Raw genomic sequence first — 22,680 nt, 5'->3', positions numbered from 1 at the left:
AATGCTTCACGGCACATCCTGCCCAGTCGCCGTCAGCCCTGGCTGCGCACAAAGGCGACAGACGGCGCTCTGTACGTGACGATGACGTCGCAGATAACCAGCACCAGCAGGCTCAAGCCCAACACCGGCAAGCAAACGCCGAGCGTGATCGCCACCAGCGGCCAGGCGACTCGGGCAGCAAAACCTGATTGCCGCCACGCATCAATTAGCGTCGGCTGCCGTGTGAGGGTTGGCCTGCGTCGCCACCACATCAGGTAACCAACGATCACCATCAACACCAGACCGCTGGCAAAAAACACCAGAATCAGTTGATTGGCCAGACCAAACAACACGCCCATGTGCGCGTCGATCCCCCAACGGGTCAGTTTGGCGGGTACTGAGTACTGGGAAAATTCAACGTGATCGACCACCGCAAGGTTATTCGGATTGATCGAGACAACATCAACCTGAGTCGGCCAACTGCGATCAATTTCAGCGACCACCCAGGCTTTTTCCGGTTTGCTCGACGGCCGAATCTCAACCTTGGCAGCCTCGATATTGGCACTGCGCGCAGCGGCCAGCACGCTATCGAACAACGCAGGATCCAATGCTGTACCTGAGACAGAAGGCGCCATGTGCATGTGATGCTCGGCGTGTTCGTCCATAGGCATGCTCATGTTCATTGCTGTATCAGCCGGTTTTGCCAGCGTCGTCGCAACGCTGGGCGTTGACCAGCCGTAGTAAGCGCGCAGCACACCAATGTTGTCACCGGCGTATTGCGACCAGGTCAAACCGGTCGCCGAGAAGAACAGCAAACCCAGCATCAGCCAGAGCCCGGCACTGGCATGCCAACTGCGCAAACCACTGCGCAGGGTCCTGGCGCGCTTGCGTCGCACCGCCCACAACACAACGCCCCCCGCTGCAGCGACCCACAGCCAGGAAGCGGCCAGTTCGCTGTAGATCCGGCCAATATCACCGAGCAGCAGACTGCGGTGAAACTGATCGATCCAGGTGCGCAGCGGCAATATCCCGCTGGTCCCGTAGACCTTCATGTCCCCCCGAATCTCGCCACTGACAGGATCAACGAACAGTGCCCGATGCTCGGACTCGCCGAGACCAGGCGCGTTGAACATGACACGGGTGGTATCGCCCTGATTGGGCGCAGGACGTACCGCCGCAACCGTCGCCCCCGGACCGGCAACGGCCTGCGCTCGACGTACCTGCGCTTCAAGGCTCAGTGTCGGGCCATGGGTTTCAGTGTGCAAAGCCTGGGCGTACAGCTGTTTTTCGAGCTGCGGCGTCAGGGCATAAACCACCCCGCTGAGCGCCGCGACCAGAATAAAAGGGCCAATAAACAGGCCGATGTAAAAATGCAGCCTTTTCACCAGAGCGACAAAAGCGCCTGACGATGGCTGTGCAGGTAAAGCGGACATAAGGCTCACCAACGGTTAAACGCGCTCAGCCAGAGCAGGCTCCGGCGAGGCAAAAAATCGATATTGGTTTTTTAACGGCGAGTGGATGCCGTCAAGGAGCCTGCGGGTTGAGCCCGGGGAAACACTGGCGTGAGGCACGGCCTGACCAGAGCGACGGGAAGATGAAACGAGGGTTACGGGTGCGGATCAACCAGCCCAGGGCGACGAAAAAAATCATCGCCAGAGTCAGCGTCCCCGCAAACGAACAGTCGCCGAACAGCGACTGCATGCTGCCCGGCATGGCCATGTTTTTCGCAGACATGTCCATTGAGGCATCCATCGACATCTCGTGATGCATGCCACTCATGGCTGAAGCGCCGTGATGTTCATGGTGGGAAGGTGCTGCGGCGGGCTTCCCGGAAAACGCCCCCATCATCTGACCATGACTCATGGCGCACGCGAGACCATTGAACAGGATGAAGGCGTACAGCATCCAGGCAATGGGTGAGCGATGGGTTCGGAAGAAATTCATGGCGGCTAATTTAGCATTTCAACCGGGGGGAAGACAGGACACAGGTCAATGGGTGATCACACTCTGTGTTGGAGCGAGGCTTGCCCGCGAATGGGGCGACGCGGTGTTGCAGTTATTCCGCGCCATCGTTCTTCGCGGGCAAGCCTCGCTCCAACCAGATTGCGATCACCTCAAATACATCACCCAGAAACAGATCAGCATCAGCATTCGCTAGGCCCAGCGGCAAAATCACCAAGGCGTATGAGCACATTTCCGCAACAAAGTTCACGACTGATAACGATTTGTATTTGCTGTCGCATTCACACCTTGTTAGGATCGCGTCATCTTGCGCTTCACTGTAGTTCGGCAATGTCTTGAACATTTGTGTCAAAACATCATGCCAGGTGATCTCGTGCGCTTATTTTTTGCCCCCCTTTCAGGATCACAAAAATGTCCCGTCCCGCCCTATCAGCCTTGACCATCGCTCTGGCGCTCGGTTTATCCGCTTCAGCTCTCGCTGCCCCGGTCCGTCTGGACCTTCCGGCCCAACCGTTGGCGACATCCCTGGCTCAGTTGGGCAAAGCGAGCGGCATGACGGTGACATTCGATCCGCAGTTGGTCGCAGGCAAGCAAGCGCCAACAGTGCGTGGCGATCTGGAGCCAGCCCAGGCTCTGCAACGCCTGCTGGAAGGCAGCGGCCTGACGGCCAGCGTGGAAGGTAACTCGGCACGCGTGATCCAGCCGACTCAGGGCGCTATTGCTCTGGACGGCGTGAACATCAACGCTGACTACGGTCTTGCGGGCGTAGCAACGACTGAAGGCACCAACTCGTATACGACCGGTTCGATGAACACCGCGACCAAGTTGCCGCTGTCGATTCGTGAGACGCCACAGTCTGTGAGTGTTATTACTCGTCAGCGAATTGAAGATCAGGGCATGAATGACGTGAACGACGTCGTTAAATATGCACCGGGTGTGACGTTGCAGAAGTTCGGTCAAGACCGCCAGAAATTTATGGCACGTGGTTTTACCATCGATAACCTGATGTACGACGGGCTACCGAGCAGTCTTGGTACTTTTACACAGGACACTATTTCCGAAGCTGACCTGGCTATCTATGACCGCGTTGAGGTCGTACGCGGTGCGACTGGTTTGATGACCGGTGCCGGCAGCCCGTCGGCAACTCTTAACCTGGTACGCAAGCGGCCTACCGCGACTCCCCAAGTTAGCGTTACTACCAGTGCCGGCAGTTGGGATCGCTATCGCACCGAAGTCGATGCATCCAACAAACTCAACGATTCCGGCACAGTCCGCGGACGAATGGTTGCAGCCTATGAAGACAACAAAAGCTTTGTTGACGAGCGTGATAAACAGCGCCAGACCTTTTACGGAATTATCGAAGCCGACCTGAACGATGCAACTACCTGGACTTTCGGTGCATCCAAACAGAAAGACGACGCTACCTCAGATTGGGGCAGCCTGCCGTCGGGACCAAATGGTGAGAACCTGCACTTATCGCGCTCGACTTTCCTGAGCGGAGACTGGGCTTATTGGAACAGAGACAACGTCACCGCCTTCACTGATCTGACGCATCGCTTCAACAACGGCTGGAATGCCAAGCTGGCAGCCGCGAAGATCTGGGGCGAATCAGATACCTTCTCCAACTATCTGTTATTCGGCGGCCCGACTGGATACACCCAAGGCGCGGGCACGTATCAAACCACCGATCTACAGACCAACCTTGATGGATCCCTCAGCGGCCCGTTCCAGTTATTTGGTCGTGAACATGAACTGAGCATCGGCGCTAGCCGTCGCCAGGAAAAGTTTGATCAGAAAGGCGGCTACTGGGATGCTTATTCAGTGGATCCGTTCAACATAAATCCCGGCACAGTTCCAAAACCAGGAATCGGCACGCGCCAACCATCCTCCAGTCGCTACACAGCCACAGAGGAAGCTTTTTATGCGGTAGCTCGATTCAATCCGATTGATCCGCTACACGTGATTATTGGCAGTCGTTTGAGTTGGTATGACTACGATGACCGCACCGCCACCGGCGATTATAAAGTCACTCAAGAAGTCACTCCTTACGCTGGCGTTATCTATGATCTGAACGACACGTATTCGGTCTATGCCAGCTACACCGAAATTTTCAAGCCGCAGACTGATCGAGACCTTTCCAACTCTGTTCTGGATCCGATGACAGGTGAGAGCTATGAAATCGGCCTCAAAGGTGAGTATTTTGACGGAGCGTTGAATGCATCGGTAGCACTCTTCGACATGACTCAAGAGAACCGTGCATATCCGATCAATCCTCAACCAGCCATATGTACTCAACAAAGTCGTACCTGTAACGAAGCGGCAGGTGAAGTCCGCAGCCGTGGTATCGATACGGAAATTAGCGGTGCTCTTACCCCAAATTGGCAGTTCTCTGCTGCTTATACGTTCCTGTTGAGCCAGTATGTGAAAGATTCAACAGCAAGCAACGAAGGCAAGATGTTTGCTCCGAATCAGCCCAAGCATTTGTTTAAGGCTGCAACCAGTTACAACTTGCAGGGTGCTTTGAGCAAAATGCGCATCGGTGCAGACGTTCTAGCTCAAAGCGACACCTTCGAACGCGTTGGTACTGGTTACGCTACTCAGGATGCTTACTCGGTTGTAGGCTTGATGGCAGGTTATAAGTTCGACGAGCACTGGGATGGTCGCGTCAACTTCAACAACGTGTTTGATACCAAATACTGGCAGGGCATCCCACAAGGCTCGGGCAGCGGCGTATATGGCGACCCACGCAACCTGATGTTCTCGGTGAAGTGGACTCTTTGATAAACGCTGATGTGGTTGCCCTCTTCAAGGTAACCACTGACTGATCCGACGCCATCGCGAGCAAGCTCACTCCTACAGGGGATCACATTTTTCCTGTGGGAGCGGTGCTTGCCCGCGATAAGGGCGATGCGGTCTGACGGAAAAATCGCGGTGTTCTTATCGCGGGCAAGCCTTGCTCCCACAGGTTATTGCAAGCCGATATAGATCTCTCCCAAGCTGCATTCCCATTCAAAGCTGCGCTTCAACGGCTGCCTTATCAATCACCGACCACACCTCAACAATCCTCCCCTCCCGAAACCGGTAAAACACGTTCTCGCTGAACTGCACTTTCCGGCCATTCACCGGCAGGCCCATGAACTCCCCAATCGGGGTGCAGTTGAAATCGAGCCGGGCGGCGATGTGTTCGGGGTCGGCGATCAAAAATCGAATGTGGAACTGCAGGCCCGGAATCTGCCGGTAGTCTCGTTCGAGCATTTCGCGGTAGCCACTCAGGCCTACGCGCGTGTCGTTGTAACGCACATCCTCATCAACAAACTGCCCCAGCGCATTCCAGTTCTGTTTGTTCAAACAGTCGATATAACCTCGGTACACGTCACGCAGATCACTGCTCATGAAATATCTCCGGCAATAAAAAGCCCCGACCTGATGACTCAGCCCGGGGCTTTTCGGTTCAAGCGTCTACATCAGGCAAGGTCGAAGCGATCAAGGTTCATCACTTTGGTCCAGGCCGCGACGAAGTCACTGACGAACTTCTCCTGCGCATCGCCCGCGGCATATACCTCAGCCAGAGCACGTAACTGGGCGTGGGAGCCAAACACCAGATCGACGCGAGTACCGGTCCATTTGACGGCACCGGTCTTGCGGTCACGGCCTTCGAACTCATCCTTGGCATCCGACACCGCGCGCCACTCAGTGCCCATGTCCAGCAGGTTAACGAAGAAGTCGTTGGTCAGTGTTTCCGGGCGCTGAGTGAATACACCATGGCGGGTTTGGCCGACGTTGGTGTTCAGCACACGCAGACCGCCGAGCAGCACGGTCATTTCCGGTGCGGTCAGGTTCAGCAGTTGCGCCTTGTCGACCAGCAATGCTTCGGACGAGGAGCCAAAGCGGCCCTTCTGGAAGTTACGGAAGCCATCAGCGACAGGCTCCAGGAAACCGAACGACTCAACATCCGTCTGTTCCTGCGAGGCGTCGGTACGACCCGGCGCGAAAGGAACGGTGATGGCATGGCCGGCGTTTTTCGCCGCTTGCTCAACACCCGCAGAACCGGCCAGCACGATCAGGTCGGCGAGGGAGATTTTCTTGCCGCCTGCTTGCGCGCTGTTGAACTCACTCTGGATGCCTTCCAGTTTTGCCAGCACGTGCGCCAGTTGCTCGGGCTGGTTGGCCTGCCAGAACTTTTGCGGCGCCAGACGCAGACGACCGCCGTTGGCACCGCCGCGTTTATCGGAGCCACGGAAGCTGGAGGCTGCTGCCCATGCGGTGGAGACCAGTTGCGAAATGGACAGGCCCGAAGCCAGAATTTTTGCCTTCAGTGCGGACACATCGCTGTCATCAACCAACGCATGATCAACGTCAGGAATCGGATCCTGCCAAAGCAGTTCTTCCGCCGGCGTTTCCGGACCGAGATAACGGGACAACGGCCCCATGTCACGGTGAGTCAGCTTGAACCAGGCGCGTGCGAATGCATCGGTCAGTTGATCCGGATTGGCAAGGAAACGACGGGAGATCACTTCGTAAGCCGGATCAAAGCGCAGCGCCAGGTCGGAGGTCAACATGGTGGGGAAGTGGCGCTTGGACGGGTCATGTGCGTCAGGAATCAGACCGGCCCCTGCGCCGTCCTTAGGACGCCACTGATGGGCACCCGCCGGGCTCTTGAACAGCTCCCACTCGAAACCGAAGAGGTTTTCGAGATAGTTGTTGCTCCACTGGGTTGGCGTGGTGGTCCACGTTACTTCAAGACCGCTGGTGATGGTGTCGCCACCTTTACCGGTACCGAACGAGCTTTTCCAGCCCAGACCTTGTTCCTCGATGTCTGCCGCTTCGGGTTCTGCGCCGACGTTATCAGCCGGGCCAGCACCGTGGGTTTTACCGAAAGCATGACCACCAGCAATCAGGGCCACGGTTTCTTCGTCGTTCATCGCCATGCGGCCGAAGGTTTCGCGGATGTCCTTGGCCGAAGCCACTGGATCCGGGTTGCCTTCCGGGCCTTCCGGGTTCACATAGATCAGGCCCATTTGCACGGCGGCCAACGGGTTTTCCAGATCGCGGCCCGGCGCATCGTTGCGGCTCTCTTCAGTGCCGTGCTTGCCGGCATCGGCCACCAGCACGCCTTCGCCCTCGGGTTGAGCTTCCTTGCCGTAGCGCGTGTCGCCGCCCAGCCAGGTTTTCTCGGAGCCCCAGTAAACCGCCTCTTCCGGCTCCCAGACATCTGCCCGCCCACCAGAGAAACCGAACGGCTTGAAGCCCATGGTTTCCAGCGCCACGTTGCCGGTCAGGATGATCAGGTCAGCCCAGGAAATCTTGCGGCCATACTTCTGTTTGATGGGCCAGATCAGACGACGCGCCTTATCCAGGCTGACGTTGTCGGGCCAGCTGTTGAGTGGCGCGAAACGTTGTTGACCCGCGCCTGCACCGCCACGTCCGTCAGCCGTGCGATAGGTACCGGCGCTGTGCCAGGCCATGCGAATGAACAGCGGGCCGTAGTGACCAAAGTCGGCTGGCCACCAATCCTGTGAATCGGTCATCAGCGCGCGCAGGTCTTGTTTGACGGCTTCCAGATCCAGACTCTTGAAGGCTTCGGCATAGTCGAACTTTTCGCCCATCGGGTCGGACAGCGATGAATGCTGGTGCAGAATCTTCAGGTTCAGTTGCTTGGGCCACCAGTCACGGTTGGTTGTACCGCCACCCGCAGCTGCGTGGTTAAAGGGGCATTTCGATTCAGTCGACATGTTTTATTTACCTTTGGTCGATTCATCCGCTACCGGGTCAGGTCCAGACCTCGAATAGCGATGTGGGTCATCACGGCACAACGTGCATGGCCAGCTCTGGATCAGGTTCGTACTGCCGCCACGCGGAAACTCTAAATAACAGCTAACAACTCAACGGAGCCAGAACAAGCCTAGACGCGAGTTGAGGAGAGAGCTAATAAGCTAAGTCTTGGGTGTTGATAGACATACTCTGTTAACCGATAGATAAAACTTGAAGGTATGGGCTTTTTTTGAGCATTTCTCTGTGGGGAATTCTATTTTGGCCTGCTTGCTCTGGGGTCGACGAGGTAAATCAGGCAGACCGCATCATCGTTCTTCGCGAGCAAGCTCAGCTCCTACAGTTGATCGTGAAGTCTGTGGCTAACTAGCACCCTGCGGGAAACGCTGCGGGTCGGAGAAGCTTGCCAGCAGGTGGTCATAAACCAGGCGAACACGCGGGGCTACAGGGCCGCGTTGCGGACGATAGACGAACAACTCCCACGGCGGCGGAGCGATCTGAGGCACCACCTCTACCAGCTTGCCCTCTTGCAGATAGGGTTCGGCCAGATAGCGGGGCATTTGCGCATAAGTCAGCCCCGCCAGAACAATTTCCCGCTCGGCTTCTGGATCGTCGCAGGTAAAAGCTGCTGACTCCGGCATGAACGTCTGCCCATCGGCGAATACCCAAGGCCACGGCCGTCCGGTCTTGCGGTCGATCAGCACCGACAACGGACGCTGTTTGAGTTCATCCAGGGTCAAGGGCTGCCCCATTGAGGCCACCAGTTGCGGCGCGGCCACTACATGAAACGGAACAGTGCCCGCCGCTCTCGCGATATAGCGCCGGTCGCGGATGTAACCCACCCGAATGCCGATATCGACCTGAGCCTCAACGGCGTCGGTCATTTCATCATCGAAGCGCACGTCGATGCGCAGTTCGGGGTGCTTGCTCATCAGGGGTTTGAGGAATTCCAGCAGGTAAAGCCGGCCGATGGCATGCGGCGCGGTAATGCCCACGCGTCCGGCCAGGCCGTTTTCCTCAATGCCGGTGTGGCGGGTGAACAACTGATCGAAGCCGCTCAGGGTTTCCCGCGCCTGCCGTACGAGGTCTTCGCCGAATGCGGTGATGTGAATCTGCCGAGTGCTGCGGTGGAACAACATTTCGCCGAGGGTGTTTTCCAGTTCCTTGATAGCCCGGGTCACGCTCTGCGGCGAAGTGCCCAGGCGACTGGCGGCCTCACGGAAGGTGTCCGATTCGGCTGCGGCGCAGAAGATTCTCAGCATTTCGACGCGGTTGAGCATGGCAACTCCTGATACATGTGGATGCTAAACCTGTAGGAGCGCGCTTGCCCGCGATCGCGTCAGCACAGGCGATATATCCATCAACTGACAGACCGAAATCGCGGGCAAGCGCGCTCCTACAGTCCAATGTTTGCGTCGCGACAGCGTGGTGTCAGGGACAGCGGAGCGGCTTCTACAGGCAAAAGCAATTCAGAACGAAATGGGTCATCACTGACCAATTGTTCCAATTTATGGAATTCCTAAATCCTATCTCTTCCATTTATCGATAGGAAGAAGCCGATCACAATTGATTTCGAAAGCGGTTATTCATCTCGACATCAACTCAAAGGTATTCAGAACATGAGCAATAACATCGAAGGAAAAGTTGTCGTCATCACCGGTGCCAGCAGCGGTCTGGGCGAAGCCACTGCACGTCATCTTGGCGGTCTGGGGGCGAAGGTTGTATTGGGCGCTCGTCGCAAGGCGAACCTGGACACGCTGGTCAGCGAGATCACTGCAGCAGGCGGCAACGCCGTTGCCTACCAGACTGACGTGACCCGTAAAGAAGATGTGGATGCGTTGATCAAAGGCGCGCTGGATACCTTTGGCCGGGTGGACGTGTTGATCAATAACGCGGGTGCCATGGCGATCGCGCCGATGTCGGAAGGCAAGACCGATGAATGGGATCGCATGATCGACATCAACATCAAAGGTCTGCTCTACGGTATCGCAGCAACCCTGCCAGTATTCCAGCAACAGAACAGCGGCCACTTCATCAACATCGCTTCGGTTGCGGGTATCAAGGTCTTCAGCCCGGGCGGCACTGTTTACAGCGGCACCAAGTTTGCCGTGCGGGCAATTTCCGAAGGGCTTCGTCATGAAGTCGGCGGCAGCATCCGCACCACGACCATCGAGCCAGGTGCAGTGGACTCGGAATTGAAGCTGGGCAGTTCGCACCAGGCCAGTTCTGAAGCGGTGGGCGAGTTCTACAAACAGGCCATCCCTGCCAGCTCCGTGGCCCGCGCCATTGCCTTCGCCATCGAGCAACCGGCCGACGTGGACATCAACGAAATCGTACTGCGCCCGACTACGCAGGATTTTTGATGAGTAACATTCAATGAAAGACCTGTAGGAGCTGCCGAAGGCTGCGATAGCGGTATGTCTGGTACACCGCTATCGCAGCCTTCGGCAGCTCCTACAGGTGGGTTGCATTTCAACTCGAAGCAATGAGCCCTAAACCGGCTTATCCAGCGGCTCCCCCACCGTTTTACCAGCCCCCTTCCTGAGCGAACTCTGCTCTTTCATCGCGGCGATTTCCCGCGCCGCCTGAGCCTGGTCGAATGAGCCGTCCCATTTGGCGATCGCGATAGTGCCGATGCCGTTACCGATCAGGTTGGTGACTGCCCGTGCTTCGTTAAGGAAGCGGTCGACACCCAGCAACAACACCAGGCCTACCAGCGGAATATCGCCAATCACCGACAACGTTGCTGCCAGGGTGACAAAGCCTGCGCCCGCAACGCCCGCCGAACCTTTCGAGGTCAGCAACAGCACGCCCAGCACCACCAGTTGATCCATCAAGGTCAGCGGCGTGTTGGTCGCCTGAGCCACGAAGATCGCGGCCATCGTCAGATAGATGCAGGTACCGTCGGAGTTAAAGGTGTAGCCAGTTGGCAACACCATGCCCACCACCGATTTCTTGCAGCCAAGCTTTTCTAGCTTGACCATCATTCGCGGCAGTACCGCTTCGGTTGAACATGTCCCGAGGGTGACGAGGATTTCATCCTTGAAGTAGCGCAGGAACTGCAGCAACGGCAAGCCTGACCAACGTGCCACGCTGCCCAGTATCACGACGATGAAGAACAAGGTCGTGACGTACAGGGCGATGATCAATTGCCCCAGGGACATCAACGTGCCAATGCCGTACTTGCCGATGGTGAACGCCATGCCTGCACCCGCGCCCAGCGGAGCGAGCTTCATGACCATCGCGACGATCCGAAACAGGGTTTGCAGCAGCAAGTCGATGACGTTGACCAGCGGCTTGCCGGTTTCCCCCAGCTGCACCAGCGCTACGCCCATCAAGACCGAGACCAGAATCACCTGCAACATTGCGCCTTTGGCAAACGCGTCGAACAGCGTCGTGGGGATGATGCCCATGAAGAACTCGATGACCCCACCCTGTGCCGCAGCGGCCTGGGTGTAACCATTGACTGCGCTGGCATTGAGGCTGTTGACGTCGATATTCATGCCGACGCCTGGCTTGAGTACGTTGACCACGACAAGGCCGATAACCAGCGCCAACGTCGATAACACCTCAAAGTAGATCAGCGCCTTGCCGCCAATACGGCCGACCTCCTTGATGCTGCCCATCTTGGCAATGCCGACTACGACGGTGCCGAAAATGATCGGCGCCAACAGCATTTTGATCAGCTTGATGAAGCCGTCGGCAAGCGGTTGCAGCTTGGCGCCGATATCAGGAAGGAAGAAGCCGATGGCACCGCCAATCACGATGCCGATCAACACCTGAACGTAGAGCTGGCCGTACCAGCGTGTGGGTGTGCTGCTCATGAGAACCTCGATCTTGTTGTTGTATGAGGAATTTCAGCAATCCGTGCCTCTGTAGGAGCTGCCGAAGGCTGCGAATCGCGGTGTGTCAGACACACCCTTTTCGCAGCCTTCGGCAGCTCCTACAGGGATAAGGGTTAATTCACTATCAAGCGCCCTCGCCCAGCTCGCGCATCACGGCATACAGCGCGGACTTGGCTTCGAAACCGACACCCGGGATGTCCGGCAGGCCTACATAGCTGTTCTCGACCTTGATGCCATCGGCGAAACCACCAAATGGCTGGAACACGTCCGGATAGGACTCGTTGCCGCCCAGATGCAGCCCTGCCGCGATGTTCAGCGACATCTGGTGGCCGCCATGGGGCACGACGCGGCGCGATGACCAACCCAGTTCTTTCATCACGTCGAGGGTGCGCAGGTATTCCACAAGACCGTAAGACAGCGCGCAGTCAAACTGCACAAAGTCGCGATCAGGGCGCATGCCGCCGTGACGCAGCAGGTTGCGTGCATCCTGATGGGAGAACAGGTTTTCACCGGTGGCCATCGGCAGGTCGTAGTGGTTGGCCAGTTCAGCCTGAAGCGCGTAGTCCAGCGGATCGCCCGCCTCTTCGTACCAGAACAGGTTGTAGGGTTTGATGGCTTCGGCATAAGCAATCGAGGTTTTCAGGTCGAAGCGACCGTTGGCGTCCACGGCCAGACGACGGCCATCGCCGACCACTTCCAGCACAGCTTCGATACGGCGGATGTCTTCATCCAGCGGCACAGCACCGATTTTCATCTTCACCACGTCGTAGCCGCGGTCAAGATAGCTCTGCATTTCGGCCTTGAGCTTGGTCTGATCCTTGCCCGGATAGTAGTAACCGCCCGCTGCGTAAACCCAGACCTTGTCATCCGCAACGCCATCGCGATAACGATCGGCCAACAAGCGATACAGCGGTTTGCCTTCGATCTTGGCCACCGCGTCCCACACTGCCATGTCGATGGTCCCGACTGCCACCGAGCGCTCGCCGTGGCCGCCTGGCTTCTCGTTGGTCATCAGGGTTTTCCAGATGGCAAACGGGTCAAGGTTGTTATGTTCCTTGTCGATCAGACTTTCAGGGTCCGCTTCGGCGATACGCGCCAGAAACCGGTCCCGCATCAGCGCACCCTGACCGTAACGCCCATTGGAGTTGAAGCCGTAGCCGATGACCGGCTTACCGTCACGGATAACGTCCGTGATGACGGCAACAACCGAGCAGGTCATTTTTGAAAAGTCGATGTAGGCGTTGGCAATAGGCGATGCGATAGAAACGGTTTTCTCGCGAATGTCCACGATGCGCATGGGGTAAGTCCTCTCTGATTATTAGGTTGTTGCCAGTGCGAGAGAACTCTAGGGCTAGCAGCCCGGGCGCAGCCAATGCTTATAATCGAGCACCTCATGCACAGGTGGCATTGCCCATGGAACTCGCTTGGCTGGAAGACTTTGTTGCGCTGGCAGAACTGGAAAACTTCTCTCGTGCGGCTGACTCACGCCATGTCACCCAACCGGCGTTCAGCCGCCGGATCAAATCGCTGGAAAACTGGATGGGCGTTGAGTTGTTCGAACGCACCACCCATGGCGCGACTCTGACCGATGTGGGTCGGCAGATGCTCGGTAACGCGCAGGACATGACTCGCCGTCTGCATCAAATGCGTCTGGACGCCCGCGAGCTGGCAGGCAAACAGCTGCGCACGCTGTATTTCGCGGCGACTCATTCACTGTCGTTCACGTTTTTCCCCGGCTGGATCAGAAGCATCGAACGGGAAGCACCCATCGAAGGCGTGCGCCTGCATTCGGACAACATGCGTTCCTGTGAACAGATGCTGTTGAACGGCGAGGTGCAATTCCTGCTGTGCCATCATCACCCGGACGTACCGCCTCGTTTTGCCAGCGAGCAGTTTCTGGGCAAACCGGTGGGCGTTGATGTGTTGTTGCCGCTGTGCGCGCCGGGGCAACGCAGCCCGGCGTCGAATCAGCCGCTGGATTATCTGGGCTACACCGCAGATTCCGGGCTAGGCAGGATCATCAACTGGCGGCTCAATCGCTCGCAACCGGAGCAGCCCTTGCAAACTCTATTCAGTTCACACCTTGCAGCGGTATTGCTGTCGATGGTCCAGGAAGGCAAGGGAATGGCTTGGTTGCCGCGCACGTTGGCAGAGTCAGAAATGAGCCAGAACCGGTTGGTGCGGGCCTTGGAACAAACCTGGGACATCCCGGTGGAAATCCGCCTGTTCCGCGCCCGCACGCCACTGAGTGATTTCGCCGAAGCGTTCTGGAATGGGTTGGGGTAGAGAAAACAGGCGTCCGAGAGATTGCGGAGGAGTGGCGATCCAGTGTGGGAGCGGTGCTTGCCCGCGATAATGTTTTGGTGATCTGCCTGTCAGACCGCGGTGCCTATATCGCGGGCAAGCACCGCTCCCACAATGGATCGCCGTCACCGGCACATACCCATGCGGCAGCAGGTTAATCAACTGAGGTACTATCGACGGCTCTTTGTAGCCTGGGTGCATGTGCCGGATGTCTTCAACTGATTCCCTTCCCGCTGTTCTTGCCGGTCCGCTGCTGCGTCGCCTGGAAACGCGACGTCTGGTGATGTGGCTGGTGGGTTCGCGGCCTTTGACGTTGACGCTGCGCTTGCCAGACCGTGATTACCCGTTGAATGAGCAGCAATGTCAGGTCGTTGCAGTAGGCCGCAATGCCTTCATTCACTTGATCGACGTGCCGCTGGATGACGCCCTGCCCTGCGATGTCGCCATTGCCTACGACCTGTTGATTGACGGCCAGCAAGGCATCGCTGAATGGGCACCGCATTTGCTGTACGCCGACCGATCCCTGCCGGATTTCGTACTGCGCAACACCATCGAACAACTGCTCCACGGCTCTTGCCGTAAACCGCATCACGCTGCGGAAGAAGGTTTGTTGTGCGCCGACCGTCTGCTGGCGGCCAATCCGGATGCCGAACATCGTCCGGCGCTGTTGATGATGAGCGGCGATCAGGTCTACGCCGACGACGTGGCGGGGCCGATGCTGCGCGCCATTCATGCGCTGATCGAACGGCTGGGGCTGTTCCATGAGCACCTGGACGGCGCAGTGGTCGACGACAGCGCAGCGCTCTACAACCATCCGGCCAGCTACTACAACCGTGCCGATCTGTTACCTGCACTGAAGAGCAACGACACGCTGCGTGAACGGTTCTTCGGCGGTGCGCGCAAGCCGATTTTCACCAGCAGCACGGCGGATAATCATCTGGTCACGCTGTCTGAAGTGATCGCCATGTACCTGCTGGTCTGGTCGCCAGTGCCATGGACGCTGATCGCTCCGAAACCGCCGCTTTTCGAAGCTGGCGAGCAACCGCGCTACGAACAGGAACAGCAGCGTATCGACGCTTTTGTCGATGGTTTAGGCGGTGTATCACGGGTTTTCGCACATTTATCGTGCCTGATGATCTTCGACGACCACGACGTGACAGACGACTGGAACCTCTCGGCGAAATGGGAAGAAACCGCCTACGGCCACCCGTTTTCAAAGCGCATTATCGGTAACGCACTGCTGGCTTACTTGCTGTGTCAGGGCTGGGGCAACAACCCGGATGCGTTCCCTGATCTACTGGAAAAAACTCAACAGCTGACCCGGCAAACATCCGATGGCTATCTGCAGAGCGAAACGCTCGACAGCCTGATTGGCACGCTGCTGAAATTCCAGCAATGGCATTACGTGCTGCCGACGTCTCCCGCGCTGGTGGTGCTTGATACCCGCACCCGACGCTGGCGCAGTGAATTCAATCTGCACCAGCCTTCCGGCCTGCTCGACTGGGAAGCGCTCAGTGAGCTGCAACAGGAACTGCTGGATCATCCTTCAGCGATCATCGTTTCACCCGCGCCAGTGTTCGGCGTGAAGCTGATTGAAACCGTGCAGAAAATCTTCAGCTGGTGCGGGCATCCGCTGCTGGTCGACGCCGAAAACTGGATGGCACATCGCGGCGCGGCGCAGGTCATCCTGAATATCTTTCGACATTCGCGGACCCCGGGCAATTACGTGATTCTGTCGGGCGACGTGCATTACTCGTTCGTCTACAAAATCCTGATTCGCCATCGAACTGCTAACCCGCATATCTGGCAAGTCACCAGCAGTGGTTTGAAGAATGAATTCCCGCAAAGCCTGCTGGACTGGTTCGACCGCCTGAACCGCTGGTTGTACTCACCCCGCTCGCCGCTGAACTGGTTTACCAAGCGACGCCTGATGCGGGTGTTGCCGCGGATCCCCGAGCACAGTAAAGCAGGGGAAAGACTGTGGAATTCGGCGGGCGTGGGCCAGGTGTTTTTCGATGCCAAGGGGCGGCCAACCGAGATTTATCAGCTCAATGCCAACGGGCGTGAGCCGACACGGTTCATTGAGCCAAGCGACAACGTCTAGCCGCTGAAGGATTTGATCAGCGCGTCACGACCTTTACTGGTGACGTTCAAGGCGCGGGAGTCGAGCTGCCGGGTGGCCCAGCCACGTTTGAGCATCAATTCCAGAATGGCGGCGCCCAGCGCGCCGCCGATATGCGGTGAGCGCTCGCTCCAATCCATGCACGGATAAGCCAGTCGCCTGCGCTGAGCGCGTATGGCATCAACATCGACGCCCAGCTTCAACAGTCGCTCGACGCCCTTTTCGGTGAGGACGTAATCCCTGCCCTGCGCCTCGATCCAGTTGGCTTGCAGCAAGACATCATGAAGCCTGACCGCGACCTCGCCCGCGCAGTGGTCGTAACAGGTTCGGGCGTGCCTGAGTGCGGCCGGCGTGCTGGGCTGGAACGCTGCTGGCCGCTGGTCCGTGAGCGACAACAGTGACTCAAGCGCACGCGCCACCCGGCTATTAGCCAGCCGGTAATAGCGATGTCGCCCCTGCACCAATTGCTCGACCAGCCCGTGCTCGCGCAGACGCGAAAAATGATTGCTGGCCATGGAGGCTGTCACGTCGGCAACTGCAGCCAACTCAGTGGCGGTGCGCGCCCGGCCATCGAGCAAGCTGCACAACATGCGCGAGCGAGCCGGATCAGCAATGGCTCCCGCCACTTCGGCAAGCGAAACCTCTGCGCAGTCAACATCCATAGTTCAGCCATCCCTGAAGCATCGTTTTAGGCGCTCATCATACTGAGATTCACCGCACCTTTAGGGATTGAGTCATGAAGCAACCGGGTTTCTTTGGCAGCAAAGTCGTGGCTGCCACGTTTGTAATGGCTGTGTTTGGCTGGGGTATTGGTTTCTACGGACCACCGATTTTTCTCTATGCCGTGTTGCAGCGCACTGACTGGTCGGTGTCACTGTGCTCAGCGGCAGTGACGTTGCACTTTCTCGCGGGCACCCTGGTAATCGTCAATCTGCCTCGTCTCTACAAACGCTTTGGCCTGGCTAGCGTGACCGTGTCCGGCGCGACGGTACTGGCATGCGGAGTGTACGGCTGGGCGATGGCGGATCAGCCTTATCAGTTATTCATCGCGGCGCTGCTCAGCGGATTGGGATGGGTGACCATGGGCGCAGCAGCGGTCAATGCGGCCATCGCACCGTGGTTTGTCAGCAAGCGCCCCGCCGCACTGGCCATGGCTTACAACGGTGCGAGCATTGGCGGGGTGATTTTCTCATCAGCGTGGGTTTACCTGATTAACCAGTTCGGTTTCGGTCAGGCAGCGCTACTGGTGGGGTGCGTGTCGATCAGTGTCATTGGCCTGCTGTCGTTCAAGGTGTTTGCCCTGCGCCCAGAGCATCTCGGTCAATATGCAGACGGGGCTGACCAAGCTCCTGCCGAGACCATCAACCTGGCGACATCCCCTCCGACCTCGCTGTGGCGGAATCGTCAGTTCGTGACCTTGGCAGCGGGTATGTCATTGGGTTTGTTTGCCCAGATCGGTTTGATTACGCATCTGTTTCTGGTACTGGCACAGTACTTCACCGAACAGCAGGCAGGGCTGGCGATGGGGTTGGCAACGGCCAGCGCCATTGTCGGCCGTACGCTGGTCGGCTGGCTCATGCCCGTCCACGCAAACCGCCGCACTGTGGCGTGTCTGAGTTATGGCATTCAGCTGTTGGGTTGCATCGTGATGCTAGGTGTTGGCCTATGGCCCAATCTGATCTGGTTGGGTGTAATCCTGTTTGGCGCGGGCATCGGCAACGCGACTTCATTGCCGCCGCTGATTGCCCAGGCGGAATTCCCACGCCAGCACACCCAACGCGTCGTGGCGTTGATCGTGGCAACGGCGCAAGGCTGTTATGCGTTTGCCCCGGCAATTTTCGGCGTGGTGAAGTCGTTGAGCGAGGGAGCTAATAGCGGGGTGTTGATATTTACTCTGGCGGCGGCGATTCAAGGACTGGCGATAGTGGTTTTGCTGGCGGGCAAGGTTCGACATTCCTGAGTTGGAATGCGCCCCCCCCTGTGGGACCGAATTCATTCGGGAAGGCGGCATTCCTGACGACAAATATCCTGTGGATGTACCGACCCCTTCGCGAATGAATTCGCTCCTACAGGGTCCGAGTGTTTTCAGCGTGATCATTCGTTCAATCGATAGTCACCATCAAAATTCGCAAGTTCTGGTTTTTCCGGCAAAGGAGGAGGATGGCCACATACCGAAACCGCTTGTGAGGAATACGCGATGAGACTTTCAACCCTGCTGACACTTGTCGCCGTATTGACCGGTGGTGCCTTTGCACCCGCCTTCGCTGCAGAGCAAGCGGCCTGCCATTTCCAACCGGTTGCCGACAGCAGCACCGGCCTGCAGCACTCACAATCGGTCGGTGTGCTGTATAGCGAAAATACCGTCAGCACACTCGCCTACCTTGAGCAGTACCATTCGGTTGCCGTGAGCGGTGCAAAAAATACAGGGCTGGATTCGCGTATTCGCGAAGCCTTCGTTAACAGCTCCGACCCGAAACTGGCCATTGACTGGCTGAAAGGCTCACTGCAAAAAGAATTCGCCTCGGTGACTGTCTACGACAACCTTGATGCGCTGATGCAAGCCAGACCTGACGTGGTAGTGATGCTCGACACTTACAACCGTCTGGTGACCCAGCGTAATACCCAGGTGGAAGCGCGGTTTGTGGCGAAATTTTACGACACCAATCTTCAATACATCGGCAAAGCCGAGGGTTATGGCGGTAAGGAAATGACGTCGATTTGGGTGCATGACAAAGCTGCCGCTGAAATCGCTGCGCAGATTGATCAGCAACGTGTGCTGCAAGTGAATGCGTTGAAACAGTTCGATGCTTCGTTGAAGGCGCTGGTGATTTCGGGGCAGGTTGCTGTTAACTGAGTTAAAAACACTACGACCTCTGTAGGAGCTGCCGAAGGCTGCGAAAGCGTTTCGCCTGATAGATCGCAATCGCAGCCTTCGGCAGCTCCTACAGTGACAATGTCTCTACCTCATTGCAGCGACCCCGCCACCGCGCCGCGTATCGCATCCAGCAACATCGCAAACGCCGGGTTGTCATTATCCGAGCGCCAGATCAGGTGCAGCTCACTTTGCACGCCCTCGCCCAGATCGATGTCGCGAAACGTCACGCCTTTGAACACCACGCTCGCCGCACAGCGCGGCACCAGCGCCAGGCCCATGCCGGCGTTGACCAGCGCCAGAATCGTCAGTGACGAACCCAGCCATTGCACGTACTGCGGCGCCACCCGCGCAGAACGGAACATGCCGGTCAGCAATTCGTTGAACGGCGGATAAGCGGCGTGGGAGTACATCAGGAACGGCTCGGCATCCAGATCGGACACTGACACCGTTTCAGCGGTGGCCAGCCTATGCGTGCTGGGCACCGCCAACACAAACGGCTCACGCACCAGGCACTCGGTGGCAAACCCCGGTTGTAGCAACGGCGAACGCACAATCCCCAGATCAATGCGCCGCGCCCGCATGGCTTCGTGCTGCTGATAGGTGTTCATTTCTTCCAGTGAGATTTTCACTTGAGGCTGTTTGAGCCGCGCCTCGGCAATCACCTTGGGCAGAAACTCATACACCGCACTGCCGACGAAACTGATGGTCACCGAGCCAATATCACCTTCAGCAAAACGCTTGGCCGATGCAGCCGCTTGCTGAGCACGCTCCAGCAGGTTCTGCGCCTCCACGAAAAACGCCCTCCCTGCCGCCGTCAACGCCACGCTGCGAGTACTGCGCGTAAACAACGCCACGCCCAGATGATGCTCCAGCAACTGAATCTGCCGACTCAAGGGTGGCTGGGTCATGTTCAGGCGCTCAGCGGCGCGACGAAAATTAAGTTCGGTGGCGACAGTGGTGAAACAGCGAAGCTGGGCGAGCTCAAACATTGATTCATTCCAGGTATCAATCAAGTGCCAATCTAGATTAGACCGGAACAAAGACTGCGTCCATGATCGACTCGTCCCCAAAAAAATAATGATCGGGAGTCGCCTCAGTGAACACAGTCCATAGTCCGACGGACGCCTCAGCGCTTGCCCGGGCAGCCGCCAAGGTCAAGCGCCACGTCCTGCCTCTGTTCGTCATCATGTTCATCGTCAATTACATTGACCGGGTGAACATCGGCTTCGTCCGTAGCCATCTGGAAACCGACCTCGGTATTGGCGCAGCAGCTTACGGCCTGGGCGCCGGGTTGTTCTTCGTCGGCTACGCGATTTTCGAAGTGCCTTCCAACATGCTGCTGCAACGTTACGGCGCTCGCGCCTGGCTGACGCGGATCATGTTCACCTGGGGCCTGGCGGCAATGGCCATGGCCTTCGTCCAGGGCGAAACCAGTTTCTATGTGCTGCGTTTTATCCTCGGCGCGGCAGAAGCCGGCTTCTTCCCCGGCATCATTTATTACTTCACACAGTGGTTGCCCGGCGCAGACCGCGGCAAAGCCATGGCTATTTTCCTGAGTGGCTCGGCCATCGCTTCGGTGATCTCAGGCCCGGTATCGGGAGCGCTGTTGCACATCAGCGGCATGGGCATGCATGGCTGGCAGTGGATGTTCCTGATCGAAGGCTTCGCCTCGGTGGTGCTCTGCGCATTCGTCTGGTTCTGGCTGCAATCTCACCCCAGCGAAGCCAAATGGCTGACCACTGAAGAAAAAGACGCGCTGATTGGTGCGATTGCCGAAGAGCAACGTGAGCGCGAGGCATCGCAGACCATCAAGCCGTCGATGTTCAAGTTGCTGGCCGATAAACAGATCGCACTGTTCTGCTTTATCTACTTCTCCATCGCTTTGACTATTTACGGCGCTACTTTCTGGCTGCCGAGCATGATCAAGAAGATGGGCAACCTGGGTGACTTCCAGGTCGGTCTGTTCAACTCGATCCCGTGGATTATTTCGATCATTGCCATGTACGGCTTCGCAGCCATGGCAGGCAAATGGAAATACCAGCAAGCCTGGGTTGCAGTGACGCTGGTGATCGCCTCGTTCGGCATGTTCATGTCCACCACCGGTGGCCCGGTCTTCGCGTTCGTAGCCATCTGCTTCGCAGCAATCGGCTTCAAGGCGGCTTCGGCGCTGTTCTGGCCAATCCCGCAAGGCTATCTCGATGCACGGATCGCAGCAGCAGTTATCGCCCTGATCAATTCCATCGGCAACCTCGGCGGCTTCGTTGCGCCTACCGCGTTTGGCTTCCTTGAACAAACCACCGGTTCCATCGAGGGCGGCTTGTACGGCCTGGCGATTACTTCACTCGTAGCCGCAGTGGTGATCTTCTTCGCCCGCACCAAGCCTCGCGGGGATACGCCAAGCGTGCTGGGCGGCAAGCCTGACGACGCGAAAAAAAACATGGATAAGCCTCAAGCCCTGACATCGGGAGCAGCCTCTTGAAAATCAAACGCGTAACCGTCACCCCAATCGCCTTTCGCGACCCGCCCCTGCTCAACGCCAGCGGCATTCACGAGCCTTTTGCACTGCGTTCGATCATCGAGATTGAAAGCGACAACGGCTACATCGGTTTGGGCGAAAGCTACGGCGATGCTCCAGCGCTGGCGATCCAGCAACAATTGCAGAGTCAGTTGATTGGCCTGGACCCATTCAACCTCAACCAGTTGCGGGCCATCGTGCAAGCAACGGTAGCAGCCAACAAACCGGCGAGCATTGCCGGTGCGGAACTGGCCCCCGGCTCTCACGCCAGCAAAGCGGTGAGCAATGCTTATTCGGCTTTCGAAGTAGCGTTCCTGGATTTGCAGGCCCACTACCTGAACGTTCCGCTCGTGGATTTGCTGGGCGGAGCGATTCGCGATGAGATTCCGTTCAGCGCCTACCTGTTCTTCAAGTACGCCCAGCATGTGGATTCGCCTTACAAGCCGGACAATTGGGGCGAGGCGCTGAATGAAGAACAGATCGTTGCCCAGGCCCGGCGAATGATCGAGGAATACGGTTTCAAGAGCATTAAGCTGAAGGCTGGGACGCTCCCCCCAGAGCATGAAGTGTCCTGCATCAAAGCACTGAAAAAAGCCTTTCCCGGCTATCCATTACGCATCGACCCCAACGGCAACTGGTCGCTGGAAACCTCGATCCGCATGGCCGAGCTGCTAGGCGATGACCTGCAGTATTACGAAGACCCGACGCCAGGTCTTGAGGGCATGTCCGAGCTGCACAAGCGCACCGGTTTGCCACTGGCAACCAATATGGTGGTGACGGACTTCGATGAGTTCCGCCGCAGCGTCGCGTTAAACAGCGTGCAGATTGTGCTCGCTGATCACCATTACTGGGGCGGTCTGCGCGACACGCAAGCACTGGCGAAAATGTGCGACACCTTTGGACTTGGGGTTTCGATGCACTCCAATTCACACCTGGGCATCAGTTTGATGGCGATGGCGCATGTAGCGGCGTCCGTGCCGAATCTGGATTACGCCTGCGACACCCATTACCCGTGGCAAGAACCGGATGAGGAAGTGATCAAGGGCGGCAAGCTGCCGATTGTCGACGGCTGCGTGAAAATCACTCGCGCGCCAGGGCTGGGTCTGGAGCTGGATCGGGATCAACTGGGCAAGCTGCACGATCAATATTTGACCTGCGGCATTCGCCAGCGCGATGACGTGAAACAGATGCAACGCTACAAGCCAGACTGGAAAGCGGTTAAGCCGCGGTTCTGATCTACCCTGGCTCACCAGACATACCTTTGGCCCGACACTCCCCCTGTGCCGGGCTTTTTTTACTGCCAGCGATT

18 protein-coding genes are annotated in these 22,680 nt (G+C 57.5%); 8 read left to right on the top strand and 10 right to left on the bottom strand.

The window, feature by feature from the left end; translation table 11 throughout:
- Positions 1–32 precede the first annotated feature (32 nt).
- The 3 genes from EE949_RS04830 to EE949_RS29380 all read right to left on the bottom strand — a co-directional run bounded on the left by EE949_RS04830 (position 33) and on the right by EE949_RS29380 (position 2,284).
- Complete coding sequence (locus tag EE949_RS04830) at positions 33–1,412, bottom strand: PepSY-associated TM helix domain-containing protein (protein WP_122663236.1); 1,380 nt, start codon at positions 1,410–1,412, stop codon at positions 33–35.
- A gap of 91 nt (positions 1,413–1,503) precedes the next feature.
- The gene (locus EE949_RS04825; protein WP_122663235.1) at positions 1,504–1,923 is read right to left on the bottom strand and encodes a DUF2946 domain-containing protein; all 420 of its coding nucleotides are present in this window, start codon (positions 1,921–1,923) and stop codon (positions 1,504–1,506) included.
- A gap of 112 nt (positions 1,924–2,035) precedes the next feature.
- Positions 2,036–2,284, bottom strand: coding sequence for a hypothetical protein (locus EE949_RS29380; RefSeq protein WP_162874492.1), 249 nt, complete (start codon positions 2,282–2,284; stop codon positions 2,036–2,038).
- 68 nt (positions 2,285–2,352) lie between these two features.
- Between EE949_RS29380 and EE949_RS04815 the strand changes: the two genes are divergently transcribed.
- A complete protein-coding gene (locus EE949_RS04815) occupies positions 2,353–4,722 on the top strand; it encodes a TonB-dependent siderophore receptor (RefSeq protein ID WP_122663234.1) in 2,370 nt (789 codons plus the stop codon).
- Between the two features lie 228 nt (positions 4,723–4,950).
- Here EE949_RS04815 and EE949_RS04810 read toward each other — a convergent pair whose 3' ends face one another.
- From EE949_RS04810 to EE949_RS04800, 3 genes are all read right to left on the bottom strand, one after another.
- Entirely contained in the window at positions 4,951–5,334 is a 384-nt protein-coding gene (locus tag EE949_RS04810; protein ID WP_122663233.1) for an ester cyclase, read from the bottom strand.
- Between the two features lie 71 nt (positions 5,335–5,405).
- On the bottom strand, positions 5,406–7,673 hold the full coding sequence (gene katG, locus EE949_RS04805) for a catalase/peroxidase HPI (protein ID WP_122663232.1): 2,268 nt from the start codon (positions 7,671–7,673) through the stop codon (positions 5,406–5,408).
- A gap of 399 nt (positions 7,674–8,072) precedes the next feature.
- The gene (locus EE949_RS04800; protein ID WP_122663231.1) at positions 8,073–8,990 is read right to left on the bottom strand and encodes a LysR family transcriptional regulator; all 918 of its coding nucleotides are present in this window, start codon (positions 8,988–8,990) and stop codon (positions 8,073–8,075) included.
- A 339-nt stretch (positions 8,991–9,329) separates the two neighbouring features.
- Here EE949_RS04800 and EE949_RS04795 point away from each other — a divergent pair, with 339 nt between their 5' ends.
- On the top strand, positions 9,330–10,073 hold the full coding sequence (locus EE949_RS04795; RefSeq protein WP_122663230.1) for an SDR family oxidoreductase: 744 nt from the start codon (positions 9,330–9,332) through the stop codon (positions 10,071–10,073).
- A gap of 129 nt (positions 10,074–10,202) precedes the next feature.
- On the opposite strand, the gene dctA is transcribed toward EE949_RS04795, so the two are convergent.
- On the bottom strand, positions 10,203–11,534 hold the full coding sequence (gene dctA, locus EE949_RS04790; RefSeq protein ID WP_122663229.1) for a C4-dicarboxylate transporter DctA: 1,332 nt from the start codon (positions 11,532–11,534) through the stop codon (positions 10,203–10,205).
- A 145-nt stretch (positions 11,535–11,679) separates the two neighbouring features.
- Positions 11,680–12,852 (bottom strand): mandelate racemase/muconate lactonizing enzyme family protein, encoded by a 1,173-nt coding sequence (locus tag EE949_RS04785; RefSeq protein WP_122663228.1) that lies wholly within the window; start codon positions 12,850–12,852, stop codon positions 11,680–11,682.
- A 116-nt stretch (positions 12,853–12,968) separates the two neighbouring features.
- On the opposite strand from EE949_RS04785, the gene EE949_RS04780 reads away from it, so the two are divergent.
- Both EE949_RS04780 and EE949_RS04775 read left to right on the top strand, forming a co-directional pair.
- Positions 12,969–13,841 (top strand): LysR family transcriptional regulator, encoded by an 873-nt coding sequence (locus EE949_RS04780; RefSeq protein ID WP_122663227.1) that lies wholly within the window; start codon positions 12,969–12,971, stop codon positions 13,839–13,841.
- 226 nt (positions 13,842–14,067) lie between these two features.
- Positions 14,068–15,963 (top strand): alkaline phosphatase family protein, encoded by a 1,896-nt coding sequence (locus EE949_RS04775; protein ID WP_122663226.1) that lies wholly within the window; start codon positions 14,068–14,070, stop codon positions 15,961–15,963.
- Here the strand turns inward: EE949_RS04775 and EE949_RS04770 are convergent.
- Positions 15,960–16,643: an ArsR/SmtB family transcription factor gene (locus EE949_RS04770; protein WP_122663225.1), complete on the bottom strand. Its 684-nt coding sequence runs from the start codon at positions 16,641–16,643 to the stop codon at positions 15,960–15,962. The genes EE949_RS04775 and EE949_RS04770 overlap by 4 nt on opposite strands.
- A 74-nt stretch (positions 16,644–16,717) precedes the next feature.
- On the opposite strand from EE949_RS04770, the gene EE949_RS04765 reads away from it, so the two are divergent.
- A complete protein-coding gene (locus EE949_RS04765; protein ID WP_122663224.1) occupies positions 16,718–17,941 on the top strand; it encodes an MFS transporter in 1,224 nt (407 codons plus the stop codon).
- A 237-nt stretch (positions 17,942–18,178) separates the two neighbouring features.
- Entirely contained in the window at positions 18,179–18,835 is a 657-nt protein-coding gene (locus EE949_RS04760) for an ATPase (RefSeq protein WP_122663223.1), read from the top strand.
- Between the two features lie 110 nt (positions 18,836–18,945).
- Here the strand turns inward: EE949_RS04760 and EE949_RS04755 are convergent, their stop codons facing one another.
- The gene (locus tag EE949_RS04755) at positions 18,946–19,845 is read right to left on the bottom strand and encodes a LysR substrate-binding domain-containing protein (protein WP_095100253.1); all 900 of its coding nucleotides are present in this window, start codon (positions 19,843–19,845) and stop codon (positions 18,946–18,948) included.
- 107 nt (positions 19,846–19,952) lie between these two features.
- On the opposite strand from EE949_RS04755, the gene EE949_RS04750 reads away from it, so the two are divergent.
- Both EE949_RS04750 and EE949_RS04745 read left to right on the top strand, forming a co-directional pair.
- On the top strand, positions 19,953–21,335 hold the full coding sequence (locus EE949_RS04750) for an MFS transporter (protein ID WP_122663222.1): 1,383 nt from the start codon (positions 19,953–19,955) through the stop codon (positions 21,333–21,335).
- Entirely contained in the window at positions 21,332–22,606 is a 1,275-nt protein-coding gene (locus tag EE949_RS04745; RefSeq protein WP_122663221.1) for a glucarate dehydratase family protein, read from the top strand. The genes EE949_RS04750 and EE949_RS04745 overlap by 4 nt, the downstream gene beginning before the upstream one ends.
- Positions 22,607–22,680: the final 74 nt, after the last annotated feature.

The organism is Pseudomonas viridiflava (assembly GCF_900602065.1).
In the GTDB taxonomy this organism is placed as follows: Bacteria; Pseudomonadota; Gammaproteobacteria; order Pseudomonadales; family Pseudomonadaceae; genus Aquipseudomonas.
The sequence above is the reverse complement of the archived record's forward strand: the minus strand, read 5'-3'. Positions and strand labels throughout refer to the sequence as shown.

What these genes read in the sequence shown, in the direction of transcription:
- EE949_RS04815 (WP_122663234.1), top strand. Translation starts at nt 2,353, where the DNA reads ATGTCCCGTCCCGCCCTATCAGCCTTGACCATCGCTCTGGCGCTCGGT.
- EE949_RS04770 (WP_122663225.1), bottom strand. Translation starts at nt 16,643, where the DNA reads ATGGATGTTGACTGCGCAGAGGTTTCGCTTGCCGAAGTGGCGGGAGCC.
- katG (WP_122663232.1), bottom strand. Translation starts at nt 7,673, where the DNA reads ATGTCGACTGAATCGAAATGCCCCTTTAACCACGCAGCTGCGGGTGGC.
- EE949_RS04795 (WP_122663230.1), top strand. Translation starts at nt 9,330, where the DNA reads ATGAGCAATAACATCGAAGGAAAAGTTGTCGTCATCACCGGTGCCAGC.
- EE949_RS29380 (WP_162874492.1), bottom strand. Translation starts at nt 2,284, where the DNA reads ATGTTCAAGACATTGCCGAACTACAGTGAAGCGCAAGATGACGCGATC.
- EE949_RS04830 (WP_122663236.1), bottom strand. Translation starts at nt 1,412, where the DNA reads ATGTCCGCTTTACCTGCACAGCCATCGTCAGGCGCTTTTGTCGCTCTG.
- EE949_RS04800 (WP_122663231.1), bottom strand. Translation starts at nt 8,990, where the DNA reads ATGCTCAACCGCGTCGAAATGCTGAGAATCTTCTGCGCCGCAGCCGAA.
- EE949_RS04755 (WP_095100253.1), bottom strand. Translation starts at nt 19,845, where the DNA reads ATGTTTGAGCTCGCCCAGCTTCGCTGTTTCACCACTGTCGCCACCGAA.
- dctA (WP_122663229.1), bottom strand. Translation starts at nt 11,534, where the DNA reads ATGAGCAGCACACCCACACGCTGGTACGGCCAGCTCTACGTTCAGGTG.
- EE949_RS04775 (WP_122663226.1), top strand. Translation starts at nt 14,068, where the DNA reads ATGTCTTCAACTGATTCCCTTCCCGCTGTTCTTGCCGGTCCGCTGCTG.
- EE949_RS04810 (WP_122663233.1), bottom strand. Translation starts at nt 5,334, where the DNA reads ATGAGCAGTGATCTGCGTGACGTGTACCGAGGTTATATCGACTGTTTG.
- EE949_RS04765 (WP_122663224.1), top strand. Translation starts at nt 16,718, where the DNA reads ATGAAGCAACCGGGTTTCTTTGGCAGCAAAGTCGTGGCTGCCACGTTT.
- EE949_RS04825 (WP_122663235.1), bottom strand. Translation starts at nt 1,923, where the DNA reads ATGAATTTCTTCCGAACCCATCGCTCACCCATTGCCTGGATGCTGTAC.
- EE949_RS04780 (WP_122663227.1), top strand. Translation starts at nt 12,969, where the DNA reads ATGGAACTCGCTTGGCTGGAAGACTTTGTTGCGCTGGCAGAACTGGAA.
- EE949_RS04785 (WP_122663228.1), bottom strand. Translation starts at nt 12,852, where the DNA reads ATGCGCATCGTGGACATTCGCGAGAAAACCGTTTCTATCGCATCGCCT.
- EE949_RS04760 (WP_122663223.1), top strand. Translation starts at nt 18,179, where the DNA reads ATGAGACTTTCAACCCTGCTGACACTTGTCGCCGTATTGACCGGTGGT.